This window comes from Sedimentitalea sp. (genome assembly GCF_039973035.1).
Classification (GTDB): Bacteria; Pseudomonadota; Alphaproteobacteria; order Rhodobacterales; family Rhodobacteraceae; genus Sedimentitalea.
Map to the genome: position 1 here is coordinate 1 of NZ_JBDWLR010000088.1, position 14,532 is coordinate 14,532.

General features: G+C 58.4%; 12 protein-coding genes. 5 read left to right on the forward strand and 7 right to left on the reverse strand.

From position 1 onward, the window contains the following. Nucleotides 1–509: 509 nt before the first annotated feature. Nucleotides 510–2,159, reverse strand: coding sequence for an energy-dependent translational throttle protein EttA (gene ettA / locus ABJO75_RS22190; protein ID WP_348126030.1), 1,650 nt, complete (start codon nt 2,157–2,159; stop codon nt 510–512). A 210-nt stretch (nt 2,160–2,369) separates the two neighbouring features. Between ettA and ABJO75_RS22195 the strand changes: the two genes are divergently transcribed. Then, nucleotides 2,370–2,966: a nicotinate-nucleotide adenylyltransferase gene (locus ABJO75_RS22195; RefSeq protein WP_348126031.1), complete on the forward strand. Its 597-nt coding sequence runs from the start codon at nt 2,370–2,372 to the stop codon at nt 2,964–2,966. Nucleotides 2,967–3,196: 230 nt separating this feature from the next. After that, a complete protein-coding gene (gene dacB, locus ABJO75_RS22200) occupies nt 3,197–4,699 on the forward strand; it encodes a D-alanyl-D-alanine carboxypeptidase/D-alanyl-D-alanine-endopeptidase (protein WP_348126358.1) in 1,503 nt (500 codons plus the stop codon). Between the two features lie 40 nt (nt 4,700–4,739). Here dacB and ABJO75_RS22205 read toward each other — a convergent pair whose 3' ends face one another. Further along, entirely contained in the window at nt 4,740–5,108 is a 369-nt protein-coding gene (locus ABJO75_RS22205) for a tellurite resistance TerB family protein (protein ID WP_348126360.1), read from the reverse strand. Nucleotides 5,109–5,351: 243 nt separating this feature from the next. Between ABJO75_RS22205 and ABJO75_RS22210 the strand changes: the two genes are divergently transcribed. The 3 genes from ABJO75_RS22210 to ABJO75_RS22220 all read left to right on the forward strand — a co-directional run bounded on the left by ABJO75_RS22210 (nt 5,352) and on the right by ABJO75_RS22220 (nt 10,010). Beyond that, nucleotides 5,352–6,926: a lysine--tRNA ligase gene (locus ABJO75_RS22210; RefSeq protein ID WP_348126033.1), complete on the forward strand. Its 1,575-nt coding sequence runs from the start codon at nt 5,352–5,354 to the stop codon at nt 6,924–6,926. 238 nt (nt 6,927–7,164) lie between these two features. Then, nucleotides 7,165–7,566: a DUF4864 domain-containing protein gene (locus ABJO75_RS22215; protein WP_348126034.1), complete on the forward strand. Its 402-nt coding sequence runs from the start codon at nt 7,165–7,167 to the stop codon at nt 7,564–7,566. A gap of 158 nt (nt 7,567–7,724) precedes the next feature. After that, complete coding sequence (locus ABJO75_RS22220) at nt 7,725–10,010, forward strand: glycosyl hydrolase family 28-related protein (protein ID WP_348126036.1); 2,286 nt, start codon at nt 7,725–7,727, stop codon at nt 10,008–10,010. A gap of 21 nt (nt 10,011–10,031) precedes the next feature. Here the strand turns inward: ABJO75_RS22220 and ABJO75_RS22225 are convergent, their stop codons facing one another. The 5 genes from ABJO75_RS22225 to ABJO75_RS22245 form a co-directional block, all read right to left on the reverse strand. Beyond that, nucleotides 10,032–10,520 (reverse strand): pyridoxamine 5'-phosphate oxidase family protein, encoded by a 489-nt coding sequence (locus tag ABJO75_RS22225; RefSeq protein ID WP_348126038.1) that lies wholly within the window; start codon nt 10,518–10,520, stop codon nt 10,032–10,034. Between the two features lie 49 nt (nt 10,521–10,569). Beyond that, nucleotides 10,570–11,235 (reverse strand): hypothetical protein, encoded by a 666-nt coding sequence (locus ABJO75_RS22230; protein ID WP_348126040.1) that lies wholly within the window; start codon nt 11,233–11,235, stop codon nt 10,570–10,572. 182 nt (nt 11,236–11,417) lie between these two features. Beyond that, on the reverse strand, nt 11,418–12,491 hold the full coding sequence (locus tag ABJO75_RS22235; RefSeq protein WP_348126042.1) for a BMP family ABC transporter substrate-binding protein: 1,074 nt from the start codon (nt 12,489–12,491) through the stop codon (nt 11,418–11,420). A 31-nt stretch (nt 12,492–12,522) separates the two neighbouring features. Then, complete coding sequence (locus tag ABJO75_RS22240; RefSeq protein WP_348126043.1) at nt 12,523–13,443, reverse strand: ABC transporter permease; 921 nt, start codon at nt 13,441–13,443, stop codon at nt 12,523–12,525. Between the two features lies 1 nt (nt 13,444). Next, entirely contained in the window at nt 13,445–14,524 is a 1,080-nt protein-coding gene (locus ABJO75_RS22245; RefSeq protein ID WP_348126045.1) for an ABC transporter permease, read from the reverse strand. Nucleotides 14,525–14,532: the final 8 nt, after the last annotated feature.

Consider the following 14,532-nt stretch of genomic DNA (forward strand, 5'->3'; position numbering starts at 1 on the left):
CCGCCCGTCTCTTGGGTGTCGTCGTCGCCTGGCTATGAAGTTGGATCAGCATTGAGCGTTCTCCCGAATGTCACCCAAAACCGATCTTGCCATGAAAAGGGCAGATCGGCGAGGATCTATGTGATCATCCGGGATGGAACAACTAAGCTTATTTGAAATCACCCCAACCATTCCAATCGGGAGTTTTGATAGTTCGTTGCATGCTCGAATTCTCTCGAAATGACTCATCTTGTTCGCGCGAATGAGGCCCTTGTAGTTTACAAGTTCATGCAATGCGCTTTCTATGGATGCTGAGTTCTCATCTCTATAAAAAGTTGCACACTTACAGAAATATTGAGAAGGACCGTTACTCGGGTCAGCACAGACATTCTCTAGCCCAGTGTCACCAGATTCATCTACTATTACAGTATACATCTACCCCACTATAACAAAATTCTCGAAAGTGTGCGCCCGCAATTATTTTGCAAACGCTTTCGCGCATGTGCCGAACCCTCGCAAAGTCACGCGCCTCAGCGCGTGAACTTCTTGAATTTCATGCGCGTCGGCTCGGTGTCTCCAAGTCGCCGCTTCTTGTCTTCTTCGTAATCCTCGAAGTTCCCCTCAAACCATTCCACATGCGCGTCGCCTTCAAAGGCCAAAATATGCGTACAGATGCGGTCGAGGAAAAAGCGGTCGTGGGAGATGACCACGGCGCAGCCGGCGAAGTCGACGAGGGCGTCTTCGAGCGCGCGGAGGGTTTCGACGTCAAGGTCGTTGGTGGGTTCGTCGAGCAGCAGGACGTTGCCGCCTTCTTTCAACAGACGCGCCATGTGGACGCGGTTGCGTTCGCCGCCGGATAGCAGGCCGACCTTTTTCTGCTGATCGCCGCCCTTGAAGTTGAACGACGAACAATAGGCGCGGGAATTGACCTGCGCGTCGCCGAGTTCGATGATTTCTGCACCACCGGTGATGGCTTCCCACACGGTGGCGTCAGGCTGCAGGTCGTCGCGGCTTTGATCGACATAGCTCAGATCGACGGTATCGCCGTATTCGATGCTGCCCGCGTCGGGTTTTTCCTGTCCGGTCAGCATCTTGAACAGCGTCGATTTACCCGCGCCGTTCGGGCCGATGACGCCGACGATGCCGCCGGGGGGGAGCGAGAAGTCAAGCCCTTCGATCAGCTGTTTGTCGCCCATGTGCTTGGCGAGACCGGCAACTTCGATCACCTTGGAGCCAAGGCGCGGGCCGTTGGGAATGACGATCTGGGCGCGCGAGAGCTTTTCGCGTTCGGATTGTTCGGCGAGGTCGTTGTAGGCGTTGATCCGGGCCTTGGATTTCGCCTGCCGGGCCTTGGCACCTTGGCGCATCCATTCCAGTTCGCGTTCCAGCGTTTTCTGCTTGGACTTGTCTTCGCGGGCTTCCTGTTCGAGGCGTTTGGCCTTTTGTTCCAGCCAGGCAGAGTAGTTGCCTTCGTAGGGGATGCCGCGGCCTCGGTCGAGTTCGAGGATCCAGCCGGTGATATCGTCAAGGAAATAGCGGTCGTGGGTGACGATCAGGATGGTGCCTTTGTAATCGATCAGGTGTTGTTGAAGCCAGGCGATGGTTTCTGCGTCGAGGTGGTTGGTCGGTTCGTCGAGCAGCAGCATGTCGGGCGCTTGCAGCAGCAGTTTGCAGAGCGCGACGCGGCGTTTTTCACCGCCGGAGAGGTTGGCGATTTCAGCATCGTCCGGTGGGCAGCGCAGGGCCTCCATCGACACGTCGATCTGGCTGTCGAGATCCCAGAGGTTTTCGGCGTCGATCTTGTCTTGCAGCTCGGCCATCTCGTCAGCGGTTTCATCGCTGTAGTTCATCGCGAGTTCGTTGTAGCGGTCGAGGATCGCCTTTTTCGGCGCGACGCCCAGCATGACATTTTCGCGCACCGATAGAGTTTCGTCGAGCTGCGGTTCCTGCGGGAGGTAGCCGACCTTGGCCCCCTCGGCGGACCATGCTTCGCCGGTAAAATCCGTGTCGAGACCGGCCATGATTTTCATCAGAGTCGATTTACCCGCACCGTTGACGCCAACAACGCCGATTTTCACGCCGGGCAGAAAATTCAGGTGGATGTTTTCAAAGCACTTCTTGCCGCCGGGATAGGTCTTGGAGACCCCTTGCATGTGATAGACGTATTGATAGGCAGCCATGTCAGAACTCCGCGTCGGAAATAGGGTTGGGCCTACTTAGACAGTCGGCGTGCCAAGCGCAATCGCCCGCTCGGCTGGCGAAATGCTCGTCGTTGATTGCTGCCGATCAGCTCCATCCCAGTGAGCAAGGTCTGATGTGCTGGCCGATGTTTGCGGGTTGGGCGGGCTTCTGTTTGACACTCCGCCGGTTTTGCGACCATCTCTGCACCAATGCGCAGTGAGTTTCCCCAGGCCCGAACGGGCCAGAGTGTCGGGCTGTTTGGCGGGTCGTTTGATCCGCCTCATGCCGGTCATGTGCATGTCACCCGCGAGGCGTTGAAGCGGTTCGGGCTCGACCGGGTCTGGTGGTTGGTGTCTCCGGGCAATTTGCTCAAGGCGCGAGGGCCTGCACCGATGGATGTGCGATTGCAGGCCGCGCGCAAGATCATGGACCATCCTCGCGTGACCGTCACCGATATCGAGGCGCGGCTGGGGACGAGGGCGACAGCGGATACAGTGGCGCGTCTGCGGTCGCTTTATCCCGGTGTTCGTTTTGTCTGGCTGATGGGGGCGGACAATCTGGCCCAGTTCCACCGATGGCAGGACTGGGAAGACATCATGCAGACCGTGCCGCTGGGAGTTCTGGCGCGTCCTGGTGACCGGATATCAGCGCGGATGTCGCCGGCCGCGCGTATCTACCGGCGGTATCGGATCAGCGGGGGGGCAAGCCAGTCGTTAGTTCATGCGCGTGCACCGGCCTGGTGCTTTGTGAATGTTCCAATGGTTGACCTGAGCTCGACCGCGATCCGCGCGCAGCGCCAAAGTTAACGTGCTGTTACGAGGTCATTTGCCTAGGTGCTTGCTGCTGGAGCGCTCGCTGTTGGATGTGATGCAGCGTATCAAAGGGCGGTAGGGGCGATATGAACCCGTCATTTGCCCTTGGGTTGGCGCTTGTCTTCCCGGTTGAACGGGGTTTACTGTCGTAGATGTCCGGTTGTCTGGCAACTGAACCGAGGTGCCGGCGCGAAACAAGACATGATCAGGCAATGCAACGCGACATGCGGATGAAAACAGACAGAACCCGACGCTTTGTTCTCGGTGGCCTTGGGGCGCTTTTGGTGCCGGGGGTTGTGCAGGCTGCGCCGCCAGAAACGTCTTTGCGCCCACGCGCGCGAAGTGCTGATTTTGCGCGCAAGGCCGGAGGTGGCATTGAGGCGCTGATTGCTCGGTTCGGGCTGAGCGGGGCAGTGGTCTGTGCGGTTGCTGATGTTCAGACCGGGCTTGAACTGGAGGCCGCCGACGGCACCACGGGCTTGCCACCGGCCAGCGTGGCCAAGGCACTTACCGCACTGTATGCGCTGGAAACGCTGGGGCCGGAGTATCGTTTCAAGACGCGGTTGCTGGCAACGGGACCTGTCAACAATGGCGTGTTGCAGGGTGATCTGATCCTCGCGGGTGGTGGCGATCCGATCCTGACAACCGATGATCTGGCTGCCTTGGCGGCAGAGCTGAAAGCTGCCGGTATTCGCGAGGTGCGCGGGGCCTTCAAGGTCTACGAAGGTGAACTGCCCTTTGTGAATACTATTGATCCCGGCCAGCCGGACCACGTTGGATACAGCCCGGCAGTGAGCGGTATCGCATTGAATTTCAACCGCGTGCATTTTGAATGGCGGGCGTCGGGGAAAACCTATCGCGTAGCGATGGATGCCCGTACCGAGCGCTACCGACCCGAGGTCGCGATGGCGCAGATGAAGGTTGTGTCGCGCAGCCTGCCGGTTTACACGTACGAGGATGCTGGCAGCGTTGACCAATGGACCGTTGCACGCGGGGCATTGGGCGGCGGCGGTGCCCGTTGGCTTCCGGTGCGGCGTCCGGGTCTTTATGCCGGAGACGTGTTCCGCACGATGGCAAGGGCGCAGGGGATAGTGCTGCCAGCCGCAAAGCTGACTGGTGGATTGCCGCAGAGCACCGAGGTGCTGGCGATCCATGAGAGCGATCAACTGGTCGCGATCGTTAAGGCAATGCTGAAATACTCTACGAACCTCACGGCCGAGATGGTCGGAATGACCGCGACAGTGGCACGGGGCGGCAAGCCTGACTCGTTGCAAGCTTCAGCGGCGGCGATGAGCCGGTGGGCGGCGGAACGGTTCGGCATGTCCGGCACACAATTGGTGGATCACTCGGGTTTGGGCGAAGCCTCGCGCATGACGCCGCAGGATCTGGTCGCTGCGTTGGTGCGCGCCCGCAAGGACGATGCGCTGCGTCCGTTGTTAAAACCCTTTGGGCTGCGTGATGCCAGCGGCCGCCCGAACAACGCGCATCCGATCACCGTGAACGCCAAGACCGGCACGCTGAACTTTGTGTCGGGGCTGGGCGGATACATGACGGCGGCGGATGGCACCGAGCTGGCCTTTGCGATCTTTGCCGCCGATACGCGGGCGCGAAGCCAGATCGCGCGCGCGGACCGCGAACGGCCTAAGGGCGCGCGCAGTTGGAACCGGCGGGCCAAGACATTGCAGCAGCAATTGATCGAACGCTGGGGCGCGATCTACGGGTCGTGAGAGCGGATTTGCGCTGATGTGCTGACACCCAACGACCGCGTCAGGTCAAGTGACGGGCGCGGGACCCACGCTCGATTGCAGCAGCATGAAGCCGGTCGATGTTGAGTTCATACCGAATTTCTTCGAGCAAACGCAGTTCCGGCTCGTGTAACGTGCCGTCTGCCGCTGCGACATCGCAGGCCAACGCATAGGCTGTTTCAAACAACCGCTCGGGGAGGTTGTCGCGAATAAGGCCAAAGAGCGCGTCAAGCCCATCTTCTTGCTCAAACAGATCAAACACCACTTGTGCGGTTTCCTTGAGGCGGTCGATATCATAGTCGGCAAACACCGGGAGCATGTTGATCGAGGACTGGATCTTGACCAGTTCCGATGTGCGCAGGTTTTCGTCGGAAGCGGAGACCGCGATCATCAGCGCGACAAGGCAATCCTGCGGGCTGAGTTGGCTGGACGGAGAATCTTGCACTGCGGGGCTTCCTTTTGGGTCAGGCGGTGATTGAGCCAGAATATTGAGCAGGGGCTAACAGCACAATAGCCAGTGTCAACCGCACACCGCAGCAGGTTCGCGCACGCCATGTTGACGGGACCCCGACAGAGCAATAGGGAGTGCAGCACTGCCGCGCGGGGTGCGCGGCCCCTGTTTTCGGAGTGTCTCATGTCTGAATTGCGCGAAGCTGCACTGGCGTCCAAAGCCTGGCCCTTTGAGGAAGCCCGCAAGCTGGTGAAACGCTATCAGAAGGCGCCGCCGGAGAAGGGCCATGTGCTGTTCGAGACCGGCTACGGACCTTCGGGGCTGCCCCATATCGGTACCTTTGGCGAGGTCGCCCGCACGACAATGATCCGCCGGGCGTTTGAGGCGATCAGCGATATTCCGACACGGTTGATCTGTTTCTCTGACGATCTGGACGGGATGCGCAAGGTGCCGGGCAACGTGCCCAATCCGGAGCGGTTGCAGCAGCATTTGCAGCGCCCCCTGACCAGCGTGCCCGATCCGTTCGAGGAATATGACAGCTTTGGTGCGCATAACAACGCGATGCTGCGTCGATTCTTGGATACGTTTGGGTTCGATTATGAGTTCATCAGCGCCACCGAGTACTATCGATCGGGGCAGTTTGACGCGATCTTGTTGCGCGCTGCTGAACGCTATGACGACATCATGGCGGTTATGCTGAAATCGCTGCGCGAGGAACGGCGTCAGACCTACTCGATTTTCCTGCCGATCCACCCGGAGAGCGGACGGGTGATGTATGTGCCGATGAAGCATGTGGATGCGGTGAACGGCACCATCACCTTTGACACCGAAGATGGTGAAGAGATGACGCTGCCGGTGACAGGCGGCAACGTAAAATTGCAGTGGAAGCCTGACTTTGGCGCACGCTGGGCGGCCTTGGATGTCGATTTTGAGATGTATGGCAAGGATCACAGCACCAACACGCCGATCTATGATCGGATTTGTCAGATTCTTGGTGGACACAAGCCCGAGCATTTCACCTACGAGTTGTTTCTGGATGAGAACGGGCAGAAGATTTCCAAATCGAGCGGCAACGGGCTGACGATCGACGAGTGGCTGACATATGCCAGCACTGAGAGCCTGTCGTATTTCATGTATCAGAAGCCCAAGACCGCCAAGCGGATGTATTTTGACGTGATCCCCAAGGCAATGGATGAGTACCACCAACAGTTGCGGGCCTATCCGGGGCAGGATGCGAAGGCGCAGGTCAACAACCCAGTCTGGCATATCCACGGCGGCAATGTGCCTGTTTCGACGCTGATCGTACCGTTTTCCATGCTGCTAAATCTGGCATCCGTGTCGGGGGCGGAGGACAAAGATCAGCTGTGGGGCTTTATCCGGCGTTATGCCCCTGAGGCGACTGCCGAGAGCCACCCGGATCTGGATGCGGCGGCGGGTTATGCGGTCAAATATTTCAATGATTTCGTCAAGCCGACACGGACGTATCGCGCGGCCACTGAGGCTGAACGCGACGCGTTGCTTGAACTGCGCGCGCAGCTCGCGGCCTATGACGGGCGCATTGATGACGAAGCGCTCCAATCCATCGTCTACGCGGTGGGACGGGATCGATTCGATCCTCTGCGCGGCTGGTTCACGGCACTCTACGAGGTGCTGTTGGGTGCAAGCCAAGGGCCGCGGTTCGGGGGCTTCATCGCACTGTATGGAGTCGATGAGACCGTGGCGCTGATCGACAAAGCGCTGGCTGGCGAACTGGCCTGATACCGGACGCATGGTTTTGGCAATCGCAAACAGGACGGCACGTTATGTGTCGTCCGTTGTGGTTGTGCAGATGATCAGTGATGTGTTTCGGTCGCGGTTGGCCAAGTTTGCTTGGTGTGCGTTGTGTGCTCGTATCGTGGCGATGCAGACGCCGGGCCGTGTGAAGATGCACATCCGCTAAGCATTGACCGAGAGAATCGGCGCGCTACCTCCCAACCGATGACAATGGGGGAGCGTCATGCGCCAAGTGATTTTAAGCATTGTGATGTGCATCGGTTTGAGCGGTCCGGTTTCAGCACAAAGTGCTGAAGTCATCGGTACGATTGACGCCCAGATCGAAGCGTTTCTGGACAATGATATTGACCGTGCATTTTCTTATGCCAGCCCCGGTATCCGTCGCGTTTTTGAAACCCCCGAGAATTTTGGCGCAATGGTGCGAGGCGGTTTTCCGATGGTCTGGCGGCCCGCTGAAGTACAATATCTCGAATTGCGCGACGTCGCCGGAAACCTGTGGCAGAAGGTTCGGATCACCGACGCGGCGGGCCAAGCGCATGTTCTTGATTACCAGATGGTGAATCTGGAAGGCCGCTGGAAAATCAATGCTGTGCAGATAGTGACGGTGCCGGAAGGCACGGTCTGACGCCGCCCATCCAAATGGGGCACCGTGACGGTGGTGTGAGCCAGTCTTTACCGTTCTTCAATAGAGCCTTTTCTGCGCGTCCGGGAATAGTCCGGACCCGATGGATTTTGCTGTCCTGCGTGATGCGTCGGGTGGCGGTCAATGGGAAAGGGATTTGGATGAACAAGGCAATTACCGATGGTGTACTGTTGATGCCGCCTGCGTTCCGCAACGGGCTGGACATGTGGTCTAGCGGCAATGGAACGCCGGGGTCGGACACGTATGAAGGGGCCACCAACGCCGCGCTGGTCGCGGCGGATCAGGATTTCGGCGGATGTCTGGAATTGCAGAAAGTCAACTCTGAACAAAAGCTGCGCTATAAGGCAGAGACCCCGCTCTTGCCCGGCTGCTACTTGCAGATCCGCGCCCGAATCAAGGCGATTGCGGGCGCGTTGCCCTCTGTCCGGATCGCCGGTTGGGCTGGTGGGGCTGGTGGCACCCATATCAACGACAAGATAGAGGTTGGCCCGACAGTGACTCTGGCGACCTATGGTGATGTCGTTGAAGTGGCGGCCATCGTCGGACCGGGTGCGCGTGGTGGTGTTGACATGCCGTGGGGCTCGCAGGCGATCTATGGGCATTTCGGGCTCGACCTGACAGGCGCCAATGGTGGCGTGGTGCGGATCGATGATATCGAGATCGAGGATGTCACCCGTTTCTTTTTGCGCGACATGATCAGCATCGTGGATGTGCGTGACTATGGGGCTATCGGAGATGGGGTCACAGACGACTCCGCAGCCTTTATTGCGGCGGATGCCGCGGCGCAGGGTCGGGAAATCCTAGTGCCGCGTGGCGTGTATCACTTGGCCGAAGACGTGACGTTGAACGCGCCGGTGGCGTTTGAAGGAACCGTCACAATGCCGTCGGACAAGATGCTCTTGCTGACCAAGAGCTATGATCTGCCGACGTATATCGATGCGTTTGACGACGAGGAACTGGCATTTGGCAAGGCATTTCAGGCGCTCTTGAACAATACCGATCATGACTCTCTGGACATGTGCGGCCGCAAAGTCACCGTGACCAAGCCGCTGGACATGCAGGCGGTGGTGCCGAACAAGACCAGCTATGCGACCCGTCGAGTAATCCGTAACGGCCAGTTCGATGCAGCCAGCGGTTCGGCCTGGGATACGGAGGTCGTCACATCCGAGGCCACCTATTCCACCGAAAATGCAAGTACGCTGACCGACGTGGTGAACATCGCCAACGTCGCGGTGGGTGCACTGGTAGAAGGCAATGGGGTCGGTCGAGAGATTTATGTGCGGTCCAAGAATGTCGAGGCCGGAGAACTGACCCTGAGCGCGTCGCTCTATGATGCGCAGGGAACGCAAAACTATACCTTTACCGAGTTTAATTACATGATGGATTTCAGCGGGTTCGCCGGGCTGAGCAAGTTCGTCCTGAGTGATATCGAGTTTCAGTGCGGCCGGTATGCGAGTGGTATCCGTCTGTCTCCGACGGGCAAGGCGTTTCACCTGCGTGACTGTTTCATCAGTCGCCCAAAGGATCGGGGCGTGACGTCGATTGGAACGGGATGTCAGGGTATTCTGGTCGACAGATGTCAGTTCCTGTCATCCGAAGATTCCGAGGATGTGCCTGATCGCACCTCTATTGCGCTGAACGTCAATGGCAACGATGCCAAGCTGCGAAATAACCGGTCGACGCGTTTCAAGCATTTTGCCTTGTTGGGAGGCTCAAACAGCGTGGTTTTGGGCAACCACTTCTTTCAGGGTGACGGGACGAGCGCAGGTGTGCGCACCGCAGGCTTGGTGATTGCGGACAATTATTGCAACGCGACCATCACGGGCAATTATGTTGACAACTGCACGATCGAATGGACGAACGAGCGTGATCCCGAGCCGGATTTCGTCAGCGGGTTTTCGTTTGCCGCGATGTGTATCACCGACAATATCATGCTGTGTGGCAACGTTGCGCCGTGGTTCAGCTTTATCGTCGTTAAACCACATGGCAGCGGGCATTTCCTGAACGGCGTCACGATCAGCGGCAATCGGTTTCACAGCATCAATGGCAATATCGACCGGGTCGAACGGGTGGACACCAGCTTCTCCGACCTGGATTTCACACTGACCAAAAAACTGACATTTGATGCCAATGCCTTTCACGGGATCGACAAACAGGCGGCCAACCCGCTTCGGATAAGTCACGCGGCGGGGAGCGTCGCCCAAGCGTGGAATGTGGGCGTTGATGACGATCTCCCGTTTGGCGGGCGTCTGCTATCGGTCGATTCGATCGTTGCACAGGGGCCCATCCTTAACGCGGCGGGCGGTGTGCTCTATGTTTCGCCCTATGTTCGCTCTGAACAGGGGGCGGATGGTGATCAGGCGACGCTTGTTTGGCCATCTGCGGTTCGGGGTGAAGTCTCTCTCATAGCGCGCATGGACAGATAGCGGGTTTCGTTTGGTGTCTGTTCATCCGGCATCGCAACCAAGGTCGGCCGGGGTCAGAGTGAACGCCTTGCCAAAGCCACCGTTGAGGTGGCCGATCTTGATGGTGAAGAGCACAAACGAAAAGTCGGCAAAGCCGATATAGAGCTTGGATTTGGGATGGTCGCGCAGGTAATGCGCGGCCAATTCTTCGTGTCGGGGTGAGGCACGGTCGAGAAAACTGGCGGTGGCCTCAAGCGTCAGGCGCGGCTGGTTCAGGGGATCACCCTTGCCGGTGACGTCACCCACCAGCAGTGAGCAGCGCGGGTCAGAGCGCAACGCAGCGGTATGGGCCGAGAGGTCGGAAACCAATGTCAGCGGCTGGTCATCAGGTGTGCGGCCGAATGCGATGCGGGTCACAAGTGGTCCGCCGTGAGAGGTCAGCACCGCCAAGGAGGCTGTGCGGGCTGTCTGCAATAGTGTTTCAGCGAGGGCACGGGCGTCGTTATCGGTTGGACGGATCGGGTTGGTCATGATGCCAGCATATGCGTTGCAGTTTGCAACGCAATTGTCATGTGCCGGATCAGAAGTTGCGCCAGATGTTGAAGGTTATGCCGATCGTTTTCTGCGTGGTTGAGCGGCCTTCGATCCCGAGGACCCAGGTGCTCTCCTTCACATCAAACATTATGCCCGGCGTCAGCGCCCAGCCAAACGGCTGACCCGCCATATAGGCGGTTTCAAGTTTGATCAGTGGACGGATGCGTGGCCCAGAGGACAGACCGGCCACGAGATCAAGTTTGATCGTAGGGTTAGGTAAGGCGGAGCGGACCTCGTAAGCGAACTCAGCTCCCATCCAGCCATTGCCCCAACGGCTTTCAAATCCGCGACCTGCTGCAAGCGCGGCCTTGTACATCGGAGCCCATTGCATCTGGTAACGATGTTTGCCCAGCCCCAGTTCCACGGCATATCGGGTGCGATTGTCGGCGTTGCCAATCGGGAAGCGGGCGAACAGCAATGCGTGGGCGGATTTGGCCCGCACGTCATTGAGATCGAACCCAAGCGTAATGCGGGGCAACAGCCCGTATTCGGCGTAGAATTTGGTTTCATAGTCGGGCAACGTCGTCTTGTTGCCCCGGATGGTTGATCCGAAGGACAGGAACGCTTTCTTGTGCTCGCGCAGCCACGCTCCGGCCTGAACCTGAGGTGCGCAAACCACGCATACCAACAAAGCAGCAATCGCGAACCGCATCGCGCACCCTCCGGGCATCAGCATCGGCAGGCTTGGTTAACAGCGCTTTAATTCTTCGAATATTCGGTTCTGTCTGAGGGTGCGGCGAACGCATTGGTGTGGTCGACAGGCTTGCGAGGGGACTCAGACAAAGAAGGCCCCGCCGAAGCGAGGCCTTTGATAGTAAGCGACGGTGGCTGTGTTTATTGAGGGATGTCCCCTTCGATGCCTTCGACATAGAAATTCATTCCGGCAAGGGTGCCATCATCGGCAACTTCCCCATCGGCGAGCCAGACGCTGCCGTCCTGTTTGTTCAGGGGGCCGGTGAAGGGGTGGTACTCACCAGATTCGATCGAATCTTTCAGTGCGAGCGCTTCAGCCTTCACTTCGGCTGGCACGCGATCAGTAATCTGGCCGATCACCACCATGCCTTTGTCGATACCGTGCCAGGTGTTGACGGTTTCCCATGTGCCATCCATGACCGCCTGAGTGCGGTCGATGTAATAAGGTGCCCAGTCGTCGATGATCGAACTGACGCGCGGACCGTCGGCGTATTCCGACATGTCAGACGCCTGACCGAACCCGATCACGTTTCCTGCGGCTTCTGCCGCCGCCAGCGGGGCCGTGGAATCTGTATGCTGCAGGATCACGTCGGCGCCTTGTTCAATCAGCACCTTGGCGGCGTCAGCTTCCTTGGCAGGGTCAAACCATGTGTAGGCCCAAATGATTTTGAACTCGACATCCGGGTTAACTTTCTTGGCTTGGATATAGGCCGAGTTGATGCCTCGGATCACTTCCGGGATAGGGAATGACCCGATGTACCCGACGATGTTGGTCTCAGTCATCTCGCCCGCGATAAGGCCCTGAATAGCGCGGCCTTCGTAGAATCGTGCCGAATAGACTGAAACGTTGGGAGCAGTTTTATATCCGGTGGCGTGTTCAAATTTCACATTGGGAAATTTCTTGGCCACGTTGTTAGTCGGGTCCATGTATCCGAATGAAGTGGTAAAGATCAGATCCGCGCCATTTAGTGCCATCTGAGTAATGGCCCGTTCCGCGTCGGCGCCTTCGGGTACGCTCTCCTGATAGACGGTTTCGACCTTGTCGCCGAATTTCTCTTCGATCGCTTTACGTCCTACATCGTGGTGGTAGGTCCAGCCGCCATCGCCGATCGGTCCGACATAGATAAAGCCGACCTTGGTCTTGTCCTGCGCGATTGCGCCGGATGCCAGCCCCAGTACCATCGCGGCGCTGGCTAGAAGTGTGGTTAGTTTCATGAGGTTCCCCCAAGTTGGTTTTGTTGGCCGCTCAGTGAGAGGCATGGAAAATTTTGCCCAGCGATGCCGGTGCGTTGCTTTTGTCTTTTGACAGGATCACCAGCACAAGGATTGTGATGATATAGGGCGACATTGCCAGATACTCGACCGGAATGGCAACGCCTGCTGCCTGAAGGTTGAGCTGAAGAACTGTGATACCGCCAAAGAGATAGGCGCCCAGCAGGACACGCCATGGTTTCCAGCTGGCAAACACCACCAGCGCCAGCGCAATCCAGCCCACACCTGCGGTCATGCCTTCGGTCCATTGGGGCACCCGCACGAGGCTGATATAGGCGCCGCCCAACCCGGCGCAGGCGCCACCGAACAGGATTGCGAGGATGCGGATGCGCACGACCTTGTAGCCAAGCGCATGAGCGGCATCGTGGCTTTCACCGACGGCGCGCAGGATCAGACCGGCACGGGTGAACTTCAACGTCGCCCAGACGGCAGCGACGAGCGCGATGCCGAGATAGAGCACAAGATCATGGTTGAACAGAATCGGGCCGATCACCGGAATATCGCTGAGCAGCGGAATGTTCAGTTGCCCGGTGGGCGGTGGTTTGATCCCGACATAGTTCTGGCCCAACAGTGCGCTGGCACCTAGCCCGAACAGGGTCAAGGCGAGGCCCGACGCAACCTGATTGGCCAGAGCAACCTGTGTCAGAAAGACGAACAACAGTGACAGCGCGGCCCCTCCGAACGCAGCGGCGACAAAGCCGAGGAAGGGCGAGCCGGTTTCCACCGCCACGGCAAAGCCGCTGATCGCGCCGATGATCATCATGCCTTCGACACCGAGGTTCAGAACGCCCGACTTTTCGGCGACCAATTCACCGATACCGGCGAGCAGGATCGGGGTGGCTGCGACCATCAGCGAGGCGATCAGCAGGACGGGGTTGATTGCAGACAGGTCCATTTCAGGCCACCTCGCTCTTGCGCACTCGGATGCGGTAATTGGTCAGAATGTCCAGCGCCAGCAGGAAGAACAGGAGCATGCCCTGAAATACCTGGATGGCGGCGGCAGGCAGGCCCAGTTGGGATTGTGCGATTTCCCCACCGATATAGGTCAGCGCCATAAGCCCCCCGGCCAGCAAAATGCCCACGGGATGCAAGCGGCCAAGAAAGGCGACGATGATCGCGGTAAAGCCGTAGCCAATGTTGAAATCGATGCTGATTTGCCCGGCGGGCCCTGCGACTTCGAACAGACCGGCCAACCCGGCCAGTGCGCCCGATGTGCCAAGGCAAAACAGGACCAGCCGTGCGGGTTTGACACCTGCGAACCGTGCTGCGCGCGGGGCTTCTCCGGTCAGGCGGATATGAAAGCCCAGCATGTGGCGATTCAGCAGAACATAGGCAAAGATCACTGCGATAAAGGCAAAGGCAACGCCCCAGTGCATGCCGACGTCCTGATTGATCCAGCTGGTGGCGCTGGCATATTCGTTCAGGTTACGGCTGCCCGGAAAGCCAAAGCCTTCGGGGTTTTTCAATAGGCCCAGCGACATCGATGCAAGCAGTTGCTCGGCCACATAGACCAACATCAGCGACACAAGGATCTCGTTGGTTCCGAACTTGACCTTGAGCAGAGCAGGGATCATCGCCCAAGCCCAGCCTCCGACCGCGCCGCCGATCACCATCAGCGGAAACACAATGAACGAGTCCAACGGATAAAAGGCCAGCCCGACACCGGCGCCGACAATGGCGCCCATGATGTATTGCCCTTCGGCACCAATGTTCCAGATGCCTGCGCGAAAACCGAGCGACAATCCGATGGCGATCAACACCAATGGTGCGCCTTTGACCAACAATTGCGGACGGTAGTAGAAGGCAAATTCACCAAAAAGCGGTTCCCAAAAGATTGTGCGGATCGCTTCGGCGGGGTTTTTGCCGAGCACTGCGAACAGCACGCCGCCAAAGAACATCGTGGCAAGTACCGCCACCAGCGGCGTCGCCATGGACCAGTTGCGGGACGGCTGTGGCCGTTTTTCCAGAACGATCATGCGCCTTT